This is a genomic window from Kribbella sp. NPDC058245 (genome assembly GCF_042882005.1).
In the GTDB taxonomy this organism is placed as follows: Bacteria; Actinomycetota; Actinomycetes; order Propionibacteriales; family Kribbellaceae; genus Kribbella.
In genome coordinates this window covers 198,974-219,061 of record NZ_JBHVWY010000015.1, presented here as the reverse complement: position 1 = coordinate 219,061, position 20,088 = coordinate 198,974, and the positions used below count along the sequence as shown (strand labels likewise).

The following is a 20,088-nucleotide window of genomic DNA, read 5'->3' as shown; positions in this document are numbered from 1 at the left end:
GTCCTCCCCTTAAACACGCGCGAGCGTGACGGTGATGTTGTCCTGGCCGCCTTGGGCGTTCGCCCAGTCGACCAGTGCGGATGCCGTGGCGAGTGGTTCGCCACTGTGGGCCGCAGCGAACTGACGGACGAGGTCGGCCAACGGTGCCGCCTCGGAGCAGTAGTTCCACAATCCGTCCGAGCAGACCAGGACCCAGCCCGGCTCGTTGACCCGGACAGTCGTCGTACGGGGTGTGTGGTCCGGTGCGTCCTTGCCGAGCCAGCGGGTGATCGCATGCGCGTGCGGACCGGACTCGGCCTCCTGACGGGAGATGCCGGTCGCGATCAGCTCAGCCGCCCAGGAGTCGTCCACCGTCAGTGCGACGGCTTCTGATGCGTCCGGGAACCAGTACGCCCGGCTGTCACCAACGTTGCCCGCGACGAGCAGCCCGTCCTCCAGTACGGCGGCCACGAACGTGCAGGACGCCGGATTCGGGCTGTCGGGGCTGGTGCTCTCCAGTACGGCGTCACTCGCGGCATCCGCCGCAGCGTTCAGCCGGGCCACGATCGCACCACCGCGCGACGACTCAGTGCCGATGCCCTGTGCGTGTCCAGCAGTCAGTACGTCGCGCGCGGCGCGGGCTGCCGCGAGTGAGGCGACGTCCGAGTCGAGTGACGAGCTCACGCCGTCACACACGACCAGTAGCGCCCGGCTGCCCGGCTCCGCGTCGGCTGCGATCGCCATCGAGTCCTCGTTGCGGCTGTGCCGGATACCCCGGTCACAGACACCGGCCACCCACGGCGCCGGCTGCTCGCTGTAGTGGTCACGTGGCTTGGCCGCTTTGGTACCGCAGGTCTCGCAGTACCCGTCCGCGCCGACGGTGCCACCGCACGACGTACAGGGCCCCACCGGTGGCAGGCCGTTGATCTCGACGGTCGGCTCGGTGTCGGTGTCCAGCGCCGGTGAGTTCGGAGTCGTCGTACTGGCGGTGCCGGGGTTGAGCTCGGTGCCACAGGCCTCGCAGAAGCGGTCGGCCTCGGACACATGGCCACCACAGCTGGGGCAGACCGTGTCGGTCGTACTCGTCATCGCAACGTCCATCCTCGAACCTCGTTGGCCAGGTCGACCAGGGCGATCCGTTCCGGCCGGCTCTCGGCCTGGGCGGCCAGGTGCCGGTAGGTGGCTTCGAGCCCGTCCCGCAGGGCCGGCTCGGTCGCCTCCCGGCCGTCGATCCGCAGACCTGCCTGCGGACCGGACTGCCGTACCTCGTCCAATGCGGCCCGGAACACGTTCGCCGCCAGGTTGGCCCGGTCGACCGGGTCGATGGTCAGCGACTCGATGCTGTCCATCGCCTGAGCGAGCGCATCCAGGCCACGCCCCGATCCTGCCAGCAGACCGGCTCGCTGACGACGAGCACGCACATACGCGCCGCTGGTTCGCGGTACCAGGTCCAGTGCGGCCAGGGCGCCGTCGAGGTCGTTGCGCTTGGTCCGGATGTCAGCCAGCCCGAAGGCGGACGGAGCGATGTAGTTGGCGTCCGTACTCGCGCAGGTCTGGTAGAGGCCCTCGGCAACGTCGAACTCGCCGCTCATCTCGCAGGCGATCGCCAGCGCGAGTTTGGGCCCCAGCTCACCCGGGACCTGGCCGTAGACAGCGTTGAACGCGGACTGGGCAGCAGCCGCGTCACCACGGGCCAGCGCGACCAGTCCGGCCATCCAGACCGCCCGCCACTCCCACGGGTCCTCAGCGAGCAGATCCGCTACCGCGGTGTCGACCATGTCGTAGCGCTCGGCACCTACCTCCAGTGAGGTCTCAGCGATCTCCAGCAGGATCTGCGGCGACGGCTCGGGCGCGTCCACCAGCAGCTCGAGCCGCTTCGTCGCGTCCGGCACGCTGACGGTCTTCAGCCAGCCGGCCATCTTGTCGCTGTCGTCAGAGATCAGTGAGGGCAGCCGCTGCCACGGTGCGGCCGCGTCACCCAGTCCGAGCGACTTGTCGCCCGGCGTACCGAACAGCAGTGAGGAGGCGGAGTGCTGTGCAGCCTTGACGCCCTGCTTGTCGGCCACGACCTCCCGCAGTACGCCGAGGAGCTGCACGCGGAACTCGTCAGCGGTCTGGAAGCGGTCCGCCGGGTCCTTGGCACAGGCCTTGAGCAGGAGCCGGTAGACCGAGTCGTACTTCTGGAACAGCGGCACCTCGCCCACCGGGGGTAGTGAGGTGACGTAGCGGGTCTGGTACCCGCGGAACTCCATCGCCAGCACACACAGCGTCCGGCCGAGCGTGTAGATGTCCGATGCGATCGACGGGCCGACCTCGGCCACCTCAGGTGCCTGGAAGCCGACCGTTCCGTAGATGGCCGAGTCCATGTCGTCGATCCGCCGGACACCGCCGAGGTCGATCAGCTTGACCGCGTCACCGACCTGGATGATGTTGTCCGGCTTGAAGTCGCAGTAGACCAGGCCGAGGTCGTGCAGGTACGAGAACGCGGGCAGGATCTCCAGCATGTAGGCGATGGCCTGGTCGATCGGCAGCGCGTCGTACACGTTGTTGTTGGCAGCCATCCGTTGCTTGAGCAGCGTCTTCAGCGACGTGCCGCCGACGTACTCCATGACGATGTAGCCGGCGCCGTCGTGGGTGACGAAGTTGTAGATCTCCACGATCAGCGGGTGCTCGACGCGGGCCAGGAACTGCTGCTCGGCGATCGCGGCCGCGACGGCGTCCGGGTCCTCAGAGTTCAGCAGACCCTTCAGGACGACCCAGCGGTTCGAGACGTTCTGGTCCTGGGCCATGTAGATCCAGCCGAAGCCACCGTGCGCCAGACAGCCCTTGACCAGGTACTGGCCGCCAACCAGGTCGCCGTCCTTCAGCTTCGGCGAGAACGAGAAGGGGTTGCGGCACTTCGGGCAGAAGCCCTCAGTGCGGCCCGGCTGACCGTCACGCGACCGGCCGACCGGGTTGCCACAGCTGGGGCAGTTCCGGCGGTCCTCCGGCACCATCGGGTTCGCCAGGATCGCCTTGCTCGCGTCGATCGCCGGAATCGTCGGCACGTGGGTCAGGCCGGCGCCCAGCCGCGCACCGCGCAGCCGGGTGGACGACGTACCCAACCGGCGCGTCAGCTTGGACCCTGCCTGCGCAGCGCGCGCAGAGCCGAGCGGGGTGGACGCGAGCCGGTTAGACGCGCGGGACACGGTTGACGGCGTACTGATCGGGTCTGGGTCCGGCTGGTCCGGTGCGACCACGTCAGGGGCTCCGGCGACCGCCGACGGGCTCACCGCGCCAGCTGGTGCGGGGGTGCCGCACACGTCGCAGTAGCCGTCCACAATGGTGCCCGTACAACCGGGCTCCTGGCAGGCGATGGTCGTCATCTGGTCCCTCCTGTGCTCTCCAGGTAGGCCTGGTACGCCGTGACGAGCGCAGCGAGCCGGACTGTGTCCACCGGCTGCGTCTCCATCACGGCACGGCCACGCCGGTACAACTCCGCAAGGTCTTCGTTGTTCGGGGCCAATCGCCCCGACTTCACCTGATACGCGTCCAGCAGCGCCGCCAACTCGTCCCGCCGGGCCACAGCCGCGGCGTAGGCCGTCTGCGCCTGCCCGAGAGCCCGCCGTACGGCGTCCAGCCGCGTCAGGTACTTCTCCAGCTCAGCAGGGGTGTTCGGTACCGGTCCAAGTGCAGTGACATCCGGTACGGCGAGCCGCGGGGCGGGCGTCACCGCAGCAACCGCCTTGTCAGCCAGGGCTCGCACTGCCGTGCCCTGCGCCTCCAGGTCACCCCGCAGCGTCCGGGCGCGCGCCACATCGGCTGCACGCTCCTTGCGCGTGGCCGCACCGACGATCAGGTCGCGCTCGGCGCGAGCGGCGTCGATCTCGAACGGACCGATCAGACCGCCGATGTCCGCACCACGTTTGTTGCGGTCGGCAAGGTCTGTCAGGCGGCGGTCAAGGTCGTGGTGCTCGGCCAGCGCCGCGTTGCGGACACTGGCGGGCTCCAGCTTGACCAGGTCGGCGATCCGCTCGACCTGCGCGCGCAGCTGGCGCAGCTTGGCGGCGCGATCGGCATCGCCGGGCTCGAGCGCTAGCTTGGCGCGCAGACTCGACGCCAGCGCGTCCGACAGTTTGCATGCCTCAGGCAACGAAACCGCGAGCGACCCACCGGCGCTCCCGGTATCCAGCCCACCCCAGATCAGCGTCGAGATCCGCTCGGTCTCGGTCTGCCCGACCCGCCCCGAATCCCACGTGACCAGGATCAACTCGTAGCGGTCCGAAACCGCCTTCCAGACCGCCATACTGAGCACAACATCCGCACTCAGCGCGTCCGAGTCCGGCGCGTGCAGAGCGGCCTGGTCCAACTCCTCCAGCTCGGCCTTGCGCCGATCCCGCCAAGTTCCCAAGGCATTCAGGAACGACAGCAGTTCGCTCGCCGGAACGCTGCTCCCCATCCGCCCCGGCGGCGCCGGCGCCGCCGCAGTAGGCGTCCGAACCGTCATCGGGGGAGAGGCCGTCCGTAGACGGGCGCCGGCGGCTTGGCCTTCCCAAGGTCAGGCTCGAGCCACTTTTCGTACGACGCTGCCCAACGCCCGTCCGCCTTCATCTGCTCCAGCACCTGATTCACGAACTGCACGAGGTCGGTGTCCTCGCTGTTCATTCCCAGGCCATACGGCTCGGCACTGAACGCCTTCTCCTGCAGCACCTTCGCATAGGGATCCTGAGCAGCGTCACCGGCCAGTACCGTGTCATCACCACTGATCCCGTAGGCCTTGCCCGACTGGAACAGCACCAAACATCCCGTGTCGGTGTCCGCGGTGATCGGGATGACCTGCGGGTTTTCTTTCTTCAGGTTGTCCAAGCTGGTGGACCCGGCCGGGGCGCAGATCGTTTTCCCGTTCAGCACTGGGTCTTTGGTGGTCTTCGCGGTGGAGTCCAGCGGGACCAGCGTCTTCTGCCCGGAGTGGTAGTACTCGGCCGAGAACGCGATCTGCCCCCAGCGCGCACAGTTGATCGTCATGTTGCGCGCAACGATGTCGACGGTGTGGTTCTGCAGCACGGGAATGCGCTGTGGGCTGGAGATCACCCGCAGCTCGATCTTGTTCTCGTCGCCGAAGATCGCCTTGGCGACCGCCTTCACCATGTCGATGTCGAAACCCTCGACCTGACCACTGATCGGGTTGCGGGATCCCAGGTGCAGACTGTCCGCGGACACCCCCGCGATCAGCCGACCATGGCCGATGATCCGCTTCAGGGCGGGCGTGTCCAGCGATGCACCAGCAGGTGCATAAGACTGCAGCGCCTTGGAATCGTCACACGGTTTTGCGGGAGCTGGGGGAGCGACGGCCTTCGGCTGCGGCTTCGGGGGTAGTTCGGTTGCGTCGTAGGCGCCGGAGCTGCAGGCGGTGACGGTCATCAGCACCGCGACAGACGCAGCGATCAGCTTCTTCATCGGTATTCCCCCAGTCGCTGCGACATACCCCAGGCAACCAGCAACGCCACCAGGATCCCGATCGGCAAACCCAACCAACCGATCGGCGGCAGTCCGTCGCGGGCGTCCTTCAGTTGTGTACTGGCGCCGTTGCTCTTGGTCTCCAGCTCCTGCGCCGTCGCCTTGTCGAAGTCGCTGAAGGCCTCGACGGAGTTCTCCTTCGTCGTCGGCGGTGGAGTTCCAGTAGCGATCTTGACCGCCAGGTCCCAGTTACCCATCTTGGCGTCCTGGTTGCGGATCTCGGCGTGGGCCACTTTGTAGACATCCCACAGACTGGAGCCCTCGCTCCTACCGGAGATCTTGCGCAGTTGGTCTTCAACGGTGGCGGTCGACTCGTTGTAGGCCTTGTCGTAGGCGTCTCCGGAGCCGCGGGCGATCAGCGTGAGGCTCTCGTTCGAGCGGGCGTCGTACGCCGCGATGCGGGCTCGCGACAACGCGAGCGTGGAGGCGTAGTCGCCATCACGGGTGTCGGTCGCGTGACCGGATGCGGTGAACAGTGCGATCCCACCGATCAGGGTGGTGAGCAGAACGATCACTCCGCCGACTGCGATCGGCATGTTGAGGTAGCGATGTGTGCGGCGGGCCAGCCAGCGCAGGGTGATGAACAGGACGAACAGCGCGACCAGTCCGCCGAGGAAGACCCACCATGCGCCGTCACCGACGCCGCCGAACTCTGTGTCGACGCGCTTCTCGTTGGCGGCGACCAGAGCCTTCACCAAAGGCAGCGCATCGTTCTGTAGCGTCGCGTTGGCGTCGCGCAGGTACTGGGACCCGATCGGCAGCCCCTGCCGGTTGTTAGCTCGCGCCTGCTCGATCAGACCCTGGTAGGTCACCAGAGTCGTGTTGAGCTGACCTAGTGCATCCCGGTCGGCCGGCTGCGCACTGGCGGCCTCAGCTACGAGACGAGCAGCCGACGCCATTGAGTCGGTGAAGTGCTGGCGCTGGTCGGCAGGCTCGAGGCCGCCGACCAGGAAGGCGTTTGTCGCGTCGGCGTTGGCGCTCACCAGGTTGGTGTGGATCGCCTGGATCCGCACCAGTTGAGCGGCGTTCGCCTCCGCACGCTGCAACGCACCGTCGGACTGGTTGAAGCCCTGCGCTGCACAGAGCCCGAAGACGACGCTGATGGCGGCCGCGAGCACCAGGTAGGCGCGCATCCGCCCCGGAGTGCCCTCGAACCACTGGGCCACGGCTCTGCGTGGGGCCGGCGTACCGGGTTGCTGGAGTGCTGCGAGCTCCTGTGGCGTCGGCGGCGACCAGGTCGCGGGTGGCGCACTCTGGGTCTGGGTCACGCCTCAACTCCTTGCTCGTGAACATCCGTAACGTCCGAAGAATCGCCGACGCCCGTCTCCGGATCTTCGGACGCTGGATCTTTGGACGCTGGGGGATCGTCGCTGAGGTCCTCGGCGAGGATCTGACGCAGCTGGTCGGTGGTGGGTGCCGTCACGTCGCGAAGTCGCCAGGCGTGCCGGCCGATGGCGGCTTCGAGCGTGTTGCGGGCGAAGCGGCCGTTGCCGAAGGACTGGCCGCGCGGAGTCTCGGTGAGGATCTCCCGGAACCGGTCCAGGGCCTCCGGCACCAGTTCGTAGTCGGCGCCTTCGGTGAGACCGCTGAGGATGTCGGTGAGCTCTTCGTCGCTGTAGTCGTCGAAGGAGATCGTGGTGCGGAACCGGCTGGCCAGTCCGGGGTTGGCGGCGATGAAGACCGCCATCGGTTCGGGGTATCCGGCAACGATGACGACCAGGTCGTCGCGCCGGTCCTCCATCTCCTTGACCAGCGTGTCCACGGCCTCACGCCCGTACTGGTCGGCGCCCAGGTCACCTGCGGTCAGGCTGTACGCCTCGTCGATGAACAGCACCCCACCGGCCGCTGATGCGACCACCTCAGCGGTCTTGGTCGCGGTCTGGCCCAGGTACCCGGCGACGAGCTCTGAGCGGTCCACCTCGACCAGCTGTCCCTTGGAGAGCAGTCCGAGCGCTTTGTAGATCCCACTGACCAGCCGGGCCACAGTGGTCTTGCCGGTCCCCGGATTGCCCACGAAGACCAGGTGCCGCGTGATGGTCGGGCTCTTCAACCCTGCCTCGGCTCGCAGCTTCTCCACCCGCAGTACGGCGACCTGTCGGTGCACCTCGCGCTTGACTCGCTCAAGGCCGGTCAGCTCGTCCAGCTCGGCCAGCAACTCGTCGACGGTCTTGGCCGGCTCCTGGGGCTTGTCGCCGACTGTCTCGTCCTTTCCAACCGCTGCAACCGCAGGAGGAGGCGTGGACACCACCTGGAGCGGTCGCGCGCCAGCTGCCTGCAGCTGTGCAGCCGCAGCCACCGATGCGTTGCCGACAACGCGCATGGTCGGCTCACCCAACGTGCAGGAGGCAGAGGCGAGCTCAGCCAGCGCCTCGGCGTACGGGATCTTCTCTGGTGACCCAGCGGTGACCAGCTCAGTCAGTACGGCGGTTGGTGCGCCGCGCCAGCGTCGTCCGCGGACTGCGGCGTCGAAGAAGTCCTGCGTGGTCGCACCGGGAAAGACCGTGGCCCAGTCCGCTGGTGCACCGGGAGCTGACTCCGCCAGGGCCGCAGCGAGTGACAGCGCTTCGGTGCGGGCGCGGTTCTCCTCGACACCTGCACGTACGGCGACTTCCAGCAGCGCGGCCAACGCCTGCTGCAGTGACAATCCCCCCTCGCCGCTCATGCTCCCCCTCGTCCTGGTGGTGGCTGTAGTGGTCCCGTGTCAGGTGGTGGCGCCGATGTGGTCGGACCAAGGGCCAAGCCTCCCCCGGTGGAGCCGGTGCCGAACTTCTCCTGCAGGAACCGGCCATGCGCGATCAGTGCGGCCGCGTCCGCCCGGTTCACCGCGTCGAACACCTTGTCCATCGTTGCGCCCAAGAGGTCCAATTGGTCGATCAGGATCATCAGTGAGGTCTTGCCGCGGTCCACTGGCCGGGTGTCGGCCCACTGGCGCGGCAGCCGCAGGTACCCGCCGATGGCCTCCGGTAGGTAGTCGGTCGCCGTCGCCATCACCGAGTAGGCCTGCGCGCTGCCCGCCAGGTTGCCGAGCCGCGGGATGGTCTCCCGGACGATCCGCACCACTCTGTTGACCCGGGACGCCACTACAGCCGGTACGGCGCCCTCCGCGATCAACTGCTCGACCCGGACGAGCGCTGCGAGCAGGTCGTCGTTCGTCGGTGCACGGGGTCCCGGGGCAGGCTCGGGCTCTTGCTGCCGGCCGGTCAGCCGCGCAAAGAAGTCACCCAGAGCCATGCAAGTCCCCCGCTAGCAGTGTGTAGGTCAGCGACCGATGTTGATGTCGAGGCTGCCCTGAACGACCTGCTGGTTCTGACCGGCGACCCGGTCCAGATAGCTGCGGGACTTGGTCACCTCGGACTCCAGCGTGCCGATCGTGGCGGCCATGTTGTCGAGTGCCTCGGACTTGAACGTGTCGATCGCGTCCATCGTCGCGTAGATGTTCGCGAACGCGGCCTGCAGCTGCGGCAGCCCGATGGTGGCCGACGCGGCCTGCTGCTGGATCGCCACCGAGTTGTCCCGCAGCATCTGCGAGGTGCGCTCGATCATGCCGCTGGTGGTGGTGTTCAGCGCGGTGATCTGGTCCAGCACGAGCTTCTGGTTCCCCAGCGCCTGCGCCACGATGACCGCCGTACGGAGAGCCGAGACGGTGGTGGTGGAGGCCCGGTCGACACCCTTGATCAGCTCGATGTTGTTCTTGATCACGATGTCGATGGCCAGGTAGTTCTGGATCGACACGGCGAGCTGGGTGAGCAGGTCCTGGTGCTTCTGCCGCACGTAGAACAGCACGTCCTCGCGGAACGCCTTCGCCTTGTCGGGGTTGGTCGCATCGAGCTCTGCGATCGCTGCGGACAGCCGTGCGTCCAGCCGCTCGGCCACGTACACGTACTGGTTCAGCCGGGTCATGGCGTCCCAGAGGTTCTGTTTCTCCAGATTCAGCGCAGCGTTGTCCTTGCCGAGCTCGTCCTGGCCGTTCCGCAGCGAGTGCAGGATGCCCTCGAGGTGCGTCTGCGCGCTCTGGTACTTGCGGAAGTAGTCCTCGATCTTGTCGCCGAACGGGATCATCCCGAGCAGCTTGCGAGTCCCGGTGGCGCCCTTCGGGTCCAGGTCCTCGACAGTACGGCGCAGGTCGAGCAGCGTCTTGCCGACCGTCGACCCTTCGGACAGGCCACCGCTCTGCAGCGCCTTGACCGGCTGCTGCAGCAACCGGTTCGAACTCTCGGCCGCGTTGCGGATGTCGAAGTCACCCATGCTGCGGACGTCACTGGCCTTGGCCGCGAACTCCGGCGACCGGGGCTCGGCCACCATCAGCGCAGTGAGGAAGGTGTCCACCTTCGCGTCCAGCCCGGGCAGTGCGGCAGCGTCAACGGCCGGAGCCAGGCTCGGGGCCGCAGTGGTCGCTACTGCCTGTGATGGCGCCGGAGCGGTCAGTATCAGTCCCGGTGCGGTCGCGGTCGGCGGCTGCAGCGGCGACATCGCCGGCTGCGCGGCCGCTGCGCCGGCAGCTCCGGTCTGGCCGGTTCCTGCTGCTCCAGCGGTGTTATCGGCTTCGGTCATCGTCGTTCCCCTCCGGTGGCCTGCGCGAGCGTCCCCCACGCTCGCGTGCTGTCACCTCCGTGACGCGCACACAATCTACGCGGTTCCCGGTCGACTTGGTGGTGTCGTTGTGTAGTCGTTGCCTGCTCAGCGACGCCGGTAGCTGACGAAGGTGAAACCGTCGCGGGTGTCGCGGGCGGTTTCGGTCCAGTCCGAGCGGTCGAAGGCCGGGAAGGTGACGTCGCCGGCGGGGGACTGGTCCACCTCGGTCAGTTCGAGGCGATCGGCGTACGGGAGGGCCTGGCGGTAGATCTCGCCGCCCCCGGCGACGTAGACGTCACCATCTTGCTTGAGCGCCTCTTCGAGAGTGTGCACGACCTGTACGCCGTCGGCCGACCAGTCCGGCTGGCGGGTGACCACGACGGTACGGCGGCCGGGGAGTGGCCGGCCGATCGAGTCATAGGTCTTCCGGCCCATCACCAGCGTGTGTCCGAGCGTCAGTTGCTTGAAGTGCTGCAGGTCCTCCCGGATGCGCCACGGCAGATCGTTGTCGCGCCCGATAACACCATTGGCGCCCACTGCGGCGATCAGGATGATGCTCATCCACGTCCTCGCTTCGCTCCGGGCGCGGCTGAGACACGAGGCCGACTGTGCTTGATGATGACCTCGCTACGCTCGGTCATACGGCAATGGGGGCCTTGATGCCCGGGTGTGGGTCGTAGCCGATCAGCTCGATGTCGGCGATCTCGTAGGAGTCGATCGAGTCGCGCCGCGTGAGCTGGAGCGTCGGGAGCGGCCGGGGCTCGCGGGTGAGCTGCAGGCGGGCCTGGTCGAGGTGGTTCAGGTACAGGTGCGCGTCGCCGAGGGTGTGGACGAAGTCACCGACTTCCAGTCCGGCCTGCTGGGCGACCATGTGGGTGAGCAGCGCGTACGACGCGATGTTGAACGGCACGCCCAGGAAGATGTCGGCCGAGCGCTGGTACAGCTGGCAGGAGAGCCGACCGTCCGCGACGTAGAACTGGAACATCGTGTGACACGGCGGCAGAGCCATGTTGTCGACGTCCGCGACGTTCCACGCGTTGACGATGTGCCGGCGGGAGTCCGGGTTCTTCTTGATGCCCTCGATGAGTCCGGCGATCTGGTCGACCTGCCGTCCGTCCGGGGTCGGCCAGGAGCGCCACTGGTAGCCGTAGACCGGCCCCAGCTCGCCGTCCGCGTCAGCCCACTCGTCCCAGATCTTGATGTTGTTCTCGTGCAGCCACTTGATGTTCGTCGAGCCACTGAGGAACCAGATCAGCTCGCCGAACACCGACCGCAGATGCAGCTTCTTGGTGGTGACAGCCGGGAAGCCTTCGGTGAGGTCGTACCGCGACTGGTACCCGAACACGCTCAGCGTGCCCGTTCCCGTGCGGTCCCCCTTCTCAGCCCCGTTGTCCAGCACATGCTTGAGAAGATCGAGGTACTGCTGCATGCGGCCAACCTACCCCCTGACAGACTCGCGTCTGTGGAGCACGTACTGACTCTGGTCATTCGCGTCGAGAAGAACGCCCGTCCGCACCAGACCGACGCTCTGGAGGCCGCAGCGACCGCCGTACTGGCGATCCTCGCCGACGACCGCTCCACTGGCGAAGGCGAGTGGGCCGCCGCCATGGCCGCCTGGCAGGACCACCGCATCCGCAAGGTCGTCCGCCGCGCCCGCGGCGCCGAGTGGCGCCGTGCCGAAGCCCTCCCCGGCATCACCGTCACCCACGGCACCGCCGAGGTCAGAGTCTTCCCACCCGTCCCCCTGGACGACGTACCGAAGGACCTCGCCAAACTCCAGGTCACCGGCACCGACTTCGAAGACCCCGAGCCCCCACGCGTCCCACACCCCAACACCCCGGTCCTCTGGATCAACCCCACCCTGGGCATGTCCAGCGGCAAGACGATGGCCCAAGTAGGCCACGGCGCCCACCTGGCCTGGCTGGCCCTCTCAGCAACCCACCGCAAAGAGTGGGCCGCCGCCAACTTCCCCCTGGCCGTCCGCAAGGCCACCCCAGCTCACTGGGCCCAGCTCCTCCAGACCGACTTCCCAGTCATCCAGGACGCCGGCTTCACCGAAATAGAACCCGGCTCCCGCACAGTCATCGCCGAGCACCCCCACCTCCGGCCGACGTGAAACAACAACGTCCGAAGGCCCGCAGTACATGGTCGGCGTGTTTTCGGACGTTGTGATCTGGGCGGTGGCGTACGCGAGCACTCCGGCTTTGGCTCCCATACGGGAGGTTCTACCTGATGACCTTGTAGTGGAGGTGGGTTACTCGGTCGCCCTGGATGACGCGGGGGTTGTCGAGGAGGACCTGGGGGCCTACGTAGTCGCCGAAGAACTTGCGGCCGGTGCTGAAGACTACGGGTACGAGGCTGTAGGCGATCTCGTCGACCAGGTTGGCGGCCAGGGCTTCGCCGGTGATGTTGCCGCCTTGGATGACGACGTCGTGGTCGCCGGCGTGGGCTTTGGCCTGGGCGATGGTTTCTTCGATGCTGGTGACGAAGGTGAAGGGGGCGTCGGGGAAGGGCCAGTCGGTGGGCGGTTGGTGGGTGACGACGAAGACGTGGTCGCCGACGGCGGGGACTCCGCCCCAGCCGTTGGTGAGGTCGAAGAGGCGGCGGCCGATCACGCAGGAGCGGATGTTCGGCCAGGTGTCGTTGAGGTAGTCGGCGCTGGCCTGGCTGACATGGAAGGGGCGGCCGGGGTCGGTGCCGTAGACCTCGACCGGGCCGTTGTTGTACCAGTCGAAGAGCGGTCCGACTGCGTCGTCGGTGTCCGCGACGAAGCCGTCCAGTGACACAGCGGCTGCTGCGATGACCTTGCTCATCGGTCAGCCCTCCTTGGCGACCAGCTCGGCGAGGCGGTCCATCGAGTCCTCGACGCCGCTGGCCATGCCGTACTCGATGGACTGGTCGCGGGCCTCGACGGACGGGAACACGGACTGCTGGCGGAGCAGTACACCGGTCGCGGTGGGCTCCAGTGTCATCTTCTCGATGCACACCTGGCCCGGTGCGCCTTCCCACTCGAAGGTCTGGATGACCATCTCGTCCTGGACGACGCTGTGGAAGACACCGCGGAACGCGTACTCGGCGTTGGCGTCGCGGTGGATGTAGCGGTACTTGCCGCCCGGGCGGACGTCGTACTCCTCGATGACGGCCTCGAGCTCGCGCGGGCCGAGCCACTCGGCCACGAGGTCCTTGGCGGTCATCACCTTGAACAGCTGGGCCGGTGTGGCGTCGAACTCACGAGTGACCTCGACGAACGGCGTACCGGCCGGGGTGTTGATGGTGGTGTTCATTTCTCCTGCTCCTTGATCGTGGTGAGCACCGCGTCCATCCGGCGGAAGCGGCGCTCGGTCTCCAGCCGGTACTCGTCGATCCAGCTGGTCAGCGCCTCGAGGGCGGCCGGCACCAGGTGGCAGGGACGGCGCTGGCCGTCCCGCGTCCGGGTGATCAGCCCGGCGGCCTCGAGCACCTGGATGTGCCGCGACACCGCCTGGGTGGTGATCGGGAACGGCTCGGCCAGTTCGTTGACCGTGGCCGGACCGCGCGACAGCCGCGCGATCATCGCCCGCCGGACCGGATCGCCGAGGGCGGCGAAGGCCCGGTCGAGCTGCCCGTCATCAACCGACATCTTTATCAACCATTCCCTTGATCAACCGATACGTTGAATATAGGAGTGGCGACGCCCAGCGTCAAGGGGGAGTGGTTCAGATCGTTTCGAAGGCGGCCATCATGGCCATGTCCTCGTGCTCGAGGTTGTGGCAATGGATCAGGTACTTACCTTTGTGGGCGGTGAACTTGACCAGCACCTCCACGATCTCGGCGGGCTTCACGTCGACGGTGTCTTTCCAGCCACCGTCGTACGGGCCGGGTTGGCGGCCGCGCCGGCTGAGGACCTGGAACGGTGCGAGGTGGACGTGCACTGGGTGGTGTACGTCGGTGACGAACGACCAGATCTCGTACTGGCCGAGCTTCACCTGCGCCTGCGTGTTCACCGGGTCGAAGACCATGCCGTTGATCGTCCAGCCCTGGTGAGAGCCCGCATTGCCGCGGCGGAAGCGCCACTGGCGTTTGACGACACCGGTCGGTGCCTCGATGGCCTGGTACGTCGACAGCTTCGCCGGGATGCTGCTGTCGTCACTCGCCTGCCGTGTGACCTTGAAACGCAGTACAGGCGCGTTGTTGTCGAGCCGATTGACCACAGTGACTTCGTCACCTGGCTTGTACGGCGAGAAGTCCACGATCACGTCGAATCGCTCGGCCGGTGCGATCACCAGCGTCTCGTGCTCGACGGGTGCACCGAGTAGCCCGCCATCACTGCCGATTTGCACGAACGTCGCCGGGCCACGGTCGAAGGCCAGTTCGTAGCGTCGTGCGTTGGCGGCGTTCAGAATCCGCAGGCGGTACCGGACTGCGTCCACCTCGTGCACTGGCCACGGTGCGCCGTTCACCAGCGTCACATCGGCCACAACGCCTTCCATGTAAGCCGATTCGACACCTGGACCGTCCTTGGCCGCCGGGTACAGGAACGAGCCGTCTTCAGCGAAGGCGCGGTCCGCAATCACCAGTGGGATCTCCCGGTCACCATGCGGCAGTGGTAGCCGGTCCTCTTCCTCGTCGCGGATCAGATGCAGTCCGAACAGGCCGCGGTAGACCTGTGGTGCGGTGTAGTCCATCCGGTGGTCGTGGTACCAGAGCGTGGCCGCGCGCTGCGTGTTCGGGTAGGTGTACGTGCGACTCCCCGTTGTCATGACACCGCCCTGCATGTTCATGTCGTGGTGACCGGAGTGGTCGTGCTGCATGCCTGCTGGCATCAGGAGGTCCAGCGGCCAGCCGTCACTCGCAGCCGGCGTGTGACCGCCGTGGAGATGCAGAGCAGTCGGTACGTCGAGTTCGTTCACCTGCTCGACCACAGTGGTCTGGCCGCTCCGCACATCAAACGTGGGGCCGGGGAACAGGCCGTCGTACCCGAGCACCTCGGTCTTGAGGCCGGGCAGGATCTCCAGGCTCGCCTTGCGCTGTACGACGCGGTAGCGGCCCGGGGACGTGGGTTTCTTCACCGGTGGAATCGGAAGCGGCACGGTGAAGGGCTGGGGGAGTTTCGCCTTGCTGCGCAGGAGTTCACCGGACTGTGCGGGGGAGGCGTCCAGACCGCAGCCCGATAGCGTGACGGCAGCTCCCGTGGCTGCGAGCAGAGTGCGCCGAGACAGTTTCACCGCTTGACCTCCTGGCGGAATGACCAGACGGTCATCCAGATGACGGTGCCGACAATCGCCGTACCGAGTGGGATGTGGACGGCGAAGTTCTGCAGGTAGCCGAAGATGAGCTGGATGAACTCCGCCGCGACGAGTGCCATCGACCACAGCACTGGCTGCGCGCCGCCACCGCCGCAGAGCCAGTAGATGGCAGCAATGAACACCTGGAGGAATCCGAGCATCCAGATGCTGCCGCCGATCGGCCCGTGGATGTTCATCGCATCGACCTCACCGGCCAGGAAGTAGCCGGCCAGGATCGGTTGGGCGCAGATGAGGACGCAGTGGAGCAGCAGGACGATCCGCAGTGCCCACAGGGATCTCACGCCGACACCGCCCGCCGGCAGGCCCAGACGGCGAAGCCGATCGTGCTGCCGATCAGAGCGACGCCGAGCGGGATGTGGATCGCCAGCTGCTTGCTGTAGCCCATGGCGACCTGCACGACCTCTGCGGCCAGGATCAGCAGTGCGACGACCGGTGCGACGCCCCGCCCGCCGCACCGCCAGTAGATGACAGCGACGACGAGTTGGGTGAGCCCTAGTGACGTGAGTGCGAGCCCCGTCGGCTCATGGATCTGCAGCCCAGTGGCGGAGCCGTTCAGGTAGATGCCGATCGCGATCGGCTGCACGCAGATCGCGACTGCGTGCAGGACCGCGACCAGGCGGAGGACGGCAAGCGACTTCATGTAGACAGACAATAGTAGTCTGGCTACATGTAGAGCAATCAGGTATTACCCGGACAGAGCTCTCCTGGGAAGTCGGGGTCGGGAGTTTGTTACGTGAGGTGGCCGAGCGGCGCGACGGTGATGCCGGCGCGCTCACAGACCCAGTGCGGGTCAGGGCCGAGCTCCGGTTCGATGCGGAGCTCGTGGTCGTTCAGATCGTCACAGGCGGTGCAGCGCGGCCAGCGGATGCGCGAGTCGACCAGGCGGTCCTGGACGTCTTGCGCTACCAACCCGGCGATGTGCTCGGCGCCGTCCGGCCACTGGTCGAGCCACCACTGCCGCTCGGCCACCGCGTCCTCGACCACCGTCACCATGACGGCGTCGTTGAAGCCTCGCGCGGCCAGGTCGTGCAGGACCATGGCTCGTGCGGTCAGTAGTACCCCTGGCTCACTCATCGCCCTTCAGGGTGCCAGACGGCACCGACAAACCCCAGCTAGCTGCCGCAGGAGGGACTGGGGTCAAGACGCTCGGCCAGCCGCAGCTCGCGAGCGGCTACGGATCGAAGCGCTGCGCCGACGCGAGCGCGGAGGGCGGCGGTGCGGTGCTGCGGCTCCTCGTAGGCCTCCTGCGGAGCATTCGGCAGCGCGGACTGCGACAGTGCGCGTGCGTTCTCGACGGCCGTGTTTCCGGCGATGAAGTAGGTCATGGTGACTCCTTTCTCAGTTCGTCTTCGGTGCGGGTCCGCTGCTTGCGCGCACCACGAGTTCGGTGGGTAGTAGGAGCTGGTGCTCGGTGTGCTCCGGGTCGAGCAGTAGCCGGCCGAGAATCCGGCCCTTGTCCTTGATGGGCTGGTGGATGGTGGTCAGCCCGGCTTGTGCGGCGGCTGGGATGTCGTCGAAGCCGGTGATGGTCAGGTCCCGTCCGGGAACCAGTCCGCGCACCCGGGCCGCCTCCATCGCACCAAGCGCCTGTACGTCGCTCAGTCCGACGATCGCGGTCGGCCGGTCCTGGGAGTCCAGCACCCAGCCGGCGCCGGTCACTCCGGAGTCGAAGGCGTTGTAACCGCCGGACACCACTCGGATGCGTGCCTCCGGCATTGCCTTGCGCAGTCCCTCGAGCCGGAGAGTGGGGTTGCCGCCGGCGACCTCGTCGAACCCCATCTCCACTGGACGGCCACCTGGGGCCTGAGCGTTGTCGACCAGTACGACGACGTCGCGGTGGCCGAGTCGGGTCAGGTACTCACCCAGTCCGGTAGCCGCCGCCACCTCGTCGATGGCAACCCAGCTGTCGGTGTAGTTGCCGGGGTCGGTGGAGGCTGCGGGCAGACCCCGTGCGGCCAGGATGTCCAGTGCTGGATGACCATGCGGTACGCAGAAGATCGCTGCGGCGTCGATCGCCGCCTGCGTGACCGCAGTGCTGTTGTCGGCGGTGTCCTCCGCGCCCAGTGGCATCAGCAACAGGCTGGTGCGGAACTCCTCGGCCACCTCGGCCAGTCCGGCCAGGAAGCCGACGGCGAACGGGTCCGAGAACGCGTACGACAGCTTGTCGGTGAAGAGCACCCCGATCGCCCCGGCCTTGCCGCTGCGCAGGGCTCGCGCGGACGCGTCCGGTCCGGCATAGCCGAGCTCGTGGGCGGTGGCCAGGATCCGGTCGCGCAGGGCGGCGGACAGCTGGTCGGGCTTGTTGTAGGCGTTGGACACCGTCGACGGCGACACCCCCACGGCCTTCGCCACGGTCTTCAGGGTCACCCCGGCCATCTCCGCACCTGCTTTCTGAATCGTTCTTCTAAATCGATCTAGAAAAACGATACAGAAGCTTTGGTGCGAGTGCAACAAGGTTTGCTGGGATGATGTCCGCATGGGTTCGTTGCTGGAGGTGATCGCGCTGCATCCGGCGGATGCGGAGGCGGCGCAGGAGGGCGGGGCGGACCGGCTGGAGCTGTGTGCCTCGATGGAGGCCGACGGGCTGTCGCCGTCGGTGTCGACGGTCAGTGCGATCCGCCGGGTGACCGACCTGCCGTTGCGGGTGATGCTGCGGCTCTCGGACTCGTTCACCACGAACGGCGCCGAGCTGAACCGGATGACCGCGCAGGCGCAGGCCTACCTCGCCGCTGGCGCTGACGGCTTCGTGCTGGGCTTCCTGACGCCGGACAACGTGGTGGACGTCGAGTCGGTCGCTGCACTGGTCAGCACGTTCGCCGGTACGCCGTGGACCTTCCATCGCGCGATCGACGCCGTACTGGAGCAACAAACCGCGTGGCGTGCACTGCGGTCTCTCTCCGGTCTGGACTGTGTGCTGACCGCAGGGTCGTCGCTGGGCGTCGGCCATGGGCTGGACGACCTCTGCAAGCTGGCCAAGGCCGATCCGGCCGTGGCCAGCGTCATGATGGCCGGTGGCTCGCTGAAGCCGGAGCACGTGCCGTGGCTCTACCAGTCCGGCGTACGGCGTTTCCACGTCGGCTCGTCGGTCCGACAGGACGGCTCGTGGACCAAGGCCTACGTGAACTCGCGCTTCGTCCGTTCCTGGCGCAATCTGCTCGACGCGCAGGACTCGCGCGGATGATCCTCATCGACCCGCCTGCCTGGCCGGCCTGGAACCGCGTCTGGTCGCACCTGGTCAGTGACGAGTCACATGAGGAGTTGCACGCCTTCGCCAAGGCAGCCGGCATTCCGGCGCGTGGATTCGATCGCGACCACTACGACGTACCCAGTGATCGGTACGACGACCTGGTCGCCGCCGGCGCCGTACCGGTGTCCAGCCGTGAGCTGGTCCGTCGCATCACCGCCGCAGGTCTCCGGCACCGCAAAAAGCAACAGCCCCCAACCAGTTGAGGTTGGGGGCTGCCTGCTAGTCGAGCAGTTCGGTGACTGTGCCTGCGGCGACGGTGTGACCGCCTTCGCGGACTGCGAAGCCGAGGCCGACGTTCATGGCGATCGGCTTCACCAGCTCCACGGCCAGGTCGACCGTGTCACCCGGCATGACCTGTGAGGTCGTGCCGAGGTCGATACCACCGGACACGTCCGTGGTCCGGAAGTAGAACTGCGGCCGGTAGTCCGCGGCGAACGGCGTGTGCCGGCCACCCTCGGCGGTGGTCAGTGCGTGCAGTGTGGCCCGGAACGCACGGTGCGGACGCACCGTGCCGGGTACTGCGACCACCATGCCGCGACGGACCTCGTCCCGCTTCACACCACGAAGCAGGATCGCCGCGTTGTCACCGGCCTGCACTGTCTCCAGTGTCTTGCCGAACGTCTCGATCCCGATCGCTGTGCTGCTGACGGTCTCGCCGAGACCGACCACGTCGACGGCTGCACCGACATGCAGCGTGCCGCGCTCCACCGCACCGGTGACGACCGTGCCCCGGCCGCTGATCGTGAGCACACCCTCGATCGGCATCAGGAACGGCTCGGTCAGCTCCCGCTCCGGCGTCGGCACGTAGCTGTCGACCGCGTCCAGCAGCTCGCCGACCGCAGCGGTCCACTGCGGGTCGCCCTCCAGCGCCTTCAGGCCGGAGACGCGCACCACCGGTACGTCGTCGCCCGGGAAGCCGTACTCCGACAGGAGTTCACGGACCTCCAGCTCGACCAGGTCGAGCAGCTCGGGGTCGTCGACGGTGTCCGCCTTGTTCAGCGCGACCACCAGGTACGGCACACCGACGCGCTGCGCGAGCAACACGTGCTCACGCGTCTGCGGCATCGCACCGTCCTGTGCGGACACGACCAGGATCGCGGCGTCCACCTGCGCGGCACCGGTGATCATGTTCTTCACGTAGTCGGCGTGCCCGGGCATGTCGACGTGCGCGTAGTGGCGGGACGCGGTCTCGTACTCCACGTGGCTGATGTTGATCGTGATGCCCCGCGCGACCTCCTCCGGCGCCCGGTCGATCCCGTCGAACGCGACGAACCGGTTGGCCACCGGGTCACGCTCGGCGAGCACCTTGGTGATGGCAGCGGTCAGCGTGGTCTTGCCGTGGTCGACGTGACCCATCGTCCCGATGTTGAGGTGCGGCTTGGACCGCACGAACTGGCTCTTGGCCATGAGTTTTCCCTTGCTGGTCAGAAGAATTGACTGAGCCAGGACCCTCCGGCTGGCCTTCCGGCGCTGTCACCGCGCGGAAGGGGGCCGGTCTCGGGCCACCCT

Annotated in this window: 23 protein-coding genes; 3 read left to right on the top strand and 20 right to left on the bottom strand. The window is 67.2% G+C overall.

Annotated elements, in window-relative coordinates; all coding sequences use genetic code 11:
- Window positions 1-9: 9 nt before the first annotated feature.
- From ACFVWG_RS31310 to ACFVWG_RS31265, 10 genes are all read right to left on the bottom strand, one after another.
- Window positions 10-1,068, bottom strand: coding sequence for a PP2C family protein-serine/threonine phosphatase (locus tag ACFVWG_RS31310; protein WP_391547045.1), 1,059 nt, complete (start codon window positions 1,066-1,068; stop codon window positions 10-12).
- Window positions 1,065-3,344, bottom strand: a complete 2,280-nt coding sequence (locus ACFVWG_RS31305) for a tetratricopeptide repeat protein (RefSeq protein ID WP_391547044.1) — start codon at window positions 3,342-3,344, stop codon at window positions 1,065-1,067. The genes ACFVWG_RS31310 and ACFVWG_RS31305 overlap by 4 nt, the downstream gene beginning before the upstream one ends.
- A complete protein-coding gene (locus ACFVWG_RS31300; RefSeq protein ID WP_391547043.1) occupies window positions 3,341-4,465 on the bottom strand; it encodes a hypothetical protein in 1,125 nt (374 codons plus the stop codon). Before ACFVWG_RS31300 ends, ACFVWG_RS31305 begins: the two co-directional genes overlap by 4 nt.
- Window positions 4,462-5,415, bottom strand: a complete 954-nt coding sequence (locus ACFVWG_RS31295; protein WP_391547042.1) for a glutamate ABC transporter substrate-binding protein — start codon at window positions 5,413-5,415, stop codon at window positions 4,462-4,464. The genes ACFVWG_RS31300 and ACFVWG_RS31295 overlap by 4 nt, the downstream gene beginning before the upstream one ends.
- Window positions 5,412-6,743: a hypothetical protein gene (locus ACFVWG_RS31290; RefSeq protein WP_391547041.1), complete on the bottom strand. Its 1,332-nt coding sequence runs from the start codon at window positions 6,741-6,743 to the stop codon at window positions 5,412-5,414. The genes ACFVWG_RS31295 and ACFVWG_RS31290 overlap by 4 nt, the downstream gene beginning before the upstream one ends.
- Entirely contained in the window at window positions 6,740-8,137 is a 1,398-nt protein-coding gene (locus tag ACFVWG_RS31285) for an AAA family ATPase (RefSeq protein ID WP_391547040.1), read from the bottom strand. Before ACFVWG_RS31285 ends, ACFVWG_RS31290 begins: the two co-directional genes overlap by 4 nt.
- Window positions 8,134-8,706, bottom strand: a complete 573-nt coding sequence (locus tag ACFVWG_RS31280) for a hypothetical protein (RefSeq protein WP_391547039.1) — start codon at window positions 8,704-8,706, stop codon at window positions 8,134-8,136. The genes ACFVWG_RS31285 and ACFVWG_RS31280 overlap by 4 nt, the downstream gene beginning before the upstream one ends.
- 27 nt (window positions 8,707-8,733) lie before the next feature.
- Window positions 8,734-10,026, bottom strand: a complete 1,293-nt coding sequence (locus ACFVWG_RS31275) for a toxic anion resistance protein (protein ID WP_391547038.1) — start codon at window positions 10,024-10,026, stop codon at window positions 8,734-8,736.
- A gap of 126 nt (window positions 10,027-10,152) precedes the next feature.
- Window positions 10,153-10,608, bottom strand: a complete 456-nt coding sequence (locus ACFVWG_RS31270) for a dihydrofolate reductase (protein ID WP_391547037.1) — start codon at window positions 10,606-10,608, stop codon at window positions 10,153-10,155.
- A 76-nt stretch (window positions 10,609-10,684) separates the two neighbouring features.
- Window positions 10,685-11,476: a thymidylate synthase gene (locus ACFVWG_RS31265; RefSeq protein ID WP_391547036.1), complete on the bottom strand. Its 792-nt coding sequence runs from the start codon at window positions 11,474-11,476 to the stop codon at window positions 10,685-10,687.
- Window positions 11,477-11,509: 33 nt separating this feature from the next.
- On the opposite strand from ACFVWG_RS31265, the gene ACFVWG_RS31260 reads away from it, so the two are divergent.
- A complete protein-coding gene (locus ACFVWG_RS31260; RefSeq protein ID WP_391547035.1) occupies window positions 11,510-12,163 on the top strand; it encodes a peptidyl-tRNA hydrolase in 654 nt (217 codons plus the stop codon).
- 109 nt (window positions 12,164-12,272) lie between these two features.
- On the opposite strand, the gene ACFVWG_RS31255 is transcribed toward ACFVWG_RS31260, so the two are convergent.
- From ACFVWG_RS31255 to ACFVWG_RS31215, 9 genes are all read right to left on the bottom strand, one after another.
- Window positions 12,273-12,860: a dihydrofolate reductase family protein gene (locus tag ACFVWG_RS31255; protein ID WP_391547034.1), complete on the bottom strand. Its 588-nt coding sequence runs from the start codon at window positions 12,858-12,860 to the stop codon at window positions 12,273-12,275.
- Window positions 12,861-12,863: 3 nt separating this feature from the next.
- A complete protein-coding gene (locus tag ACFVWG_RS31250) occupies window positions 12,864-13,331 on the bottom strand; it encodes an SRPBCC domain-containing protein (protein WP_391547033.1) in 468 nt (155 codons plus the stop codon).
- Window positions 13,328-13,666 (bottom strand): ArsR/SmtB family transcription factor, encoded by a 339-nt coding sequence (locus ACFVWG_RS31245; RefSeq protein WP_391547032.1) that lies wholly within the window; start codon window positions 13,664-13,666, stop codon window positions 13,328-13,330. The genes ACFVWG_RS31250 and ACFVWG_RS31245 overlap by 4 nt, the downstream gene beginning before the upstream one ends.
- Before the next feature lie 76 nt (window positions 13,667-13,742).
- Window positions 13,743-15,251, bottom strand: a complete 1,509-nt coding sequence (locus ACFVWG_RS31240) for a multicopper oxidase family protein (protein WP_391547031.1) — start codon at window positions 15,249-15,251, stop codon at window positions 13,743-13,745.
- Window positions 15,248-15,613, bottom strand: a complete 366-nt coding sequence (locus tag ACFVWG_RS31235) for a hypothetical protein (RefSeq protein WP_391547030.1) — start codon at window positions 15,611-15,613, stop codon at window positions 15,248-15,250. The genes ACFVWG_RS31240 and ACFVWG_RS31235 overlap by 4 nt, the downstream gene beginning before the upstream one ends.
- Window positions 15,610-15,972, bottom strand: coding sequence for a hypothetical protein (locus tag ACFVWG_RS31230; RefSeq protein WP_391547029.1), 363 nt, complete (start codon window positions 15,970-15,972; stop codon window positions 15,610-15,612). Before ACFVWG_RS31230 ends, ACFVWG_RS31235 begins: the two co-directional genes overlap by 4 nt.
- 89 nt (window positions 15,973-16,061) lie before the next feature.
- Window positions 16,062-16,406, bottom strand: coding sequence for a hypothetical protein (locus ACFVWG_RS31225; protein ID WP_132404359.1), 345 nt, complete (start codon window positions 16,404-16,406; stop codon window positions 16,062-16,064).
- Window positions 16,407-16,444: 38 nt separating this feature from the next.
- A complete protein-coding gene (locus ACFVWG_RS31220; protein ID WP_391547028.1) occupies window positions 16,445-16,657 on the bottom strand; it encodes a hypothetical protein in 213 nt (70 codons plus the stop codon).
- 13 nt (window positions 16,658-16,670) lie between these two features.
- Window positions 16,671-17,708, bottom strand: a complete 1,038-nt coding sequence (locus tag ACFVWG_RS31215) for a LacI family DNA-binding transcriptional regulator (protein WP_391547027.1) — start codon at window positions 17,706-17,708, stop codon at window positions 16,671-16,673.
- 100 nt (window positions 17,709-17,808) lie between these two features.
- Between ACFVWG_RS31215 and ACFVWG_RS31210 the strand changes: the two genes are divergently transcribed.
- Entirely contained in the window at window positions 17,809-18,513 is a 705-nt protein-coding gene (locus ACFVWG_RS31210; RefSeq protein WP_391547026.1) for a copper homeostasis protein CutC, read from the top strand.
- Window positions 18,510-18,782: a DUF4031 domain-containing protein gene (locus ACFVWG_RS31205; protein ID WP_391547025.1), complete on the top strand. Its 273-nt coding sequence runs from the start codon at window positions 18,510-18,512 to the stop codon at window positions 18,780-18,782. The genes ACFVWG_RS31210 and ACFVWG_RS31205 overlap by 4 nt, the downstream gene beginning before the upstream one ends.
- Window positions 18,783-18,798: 16 nt before the next feature.
- Here ACFVWG_RS31205 and tuf read toward each other — a convergent pair whose 3' ends face one another.
- On the bottom strand, window positions 18,799-19,986 hold the full coding sequence (tuf, locus tag ACFVWG_RS31200; protein ID WP_391547024.1) for an elongation factor Tu: 1,188 nt from the start codon (window positions 19,984-19,986) through the stop codon (window positions 18,799-18,801).
- Between the last annotated feature and the right edge of the window lie 102 nt (window positions 19,987-20,088).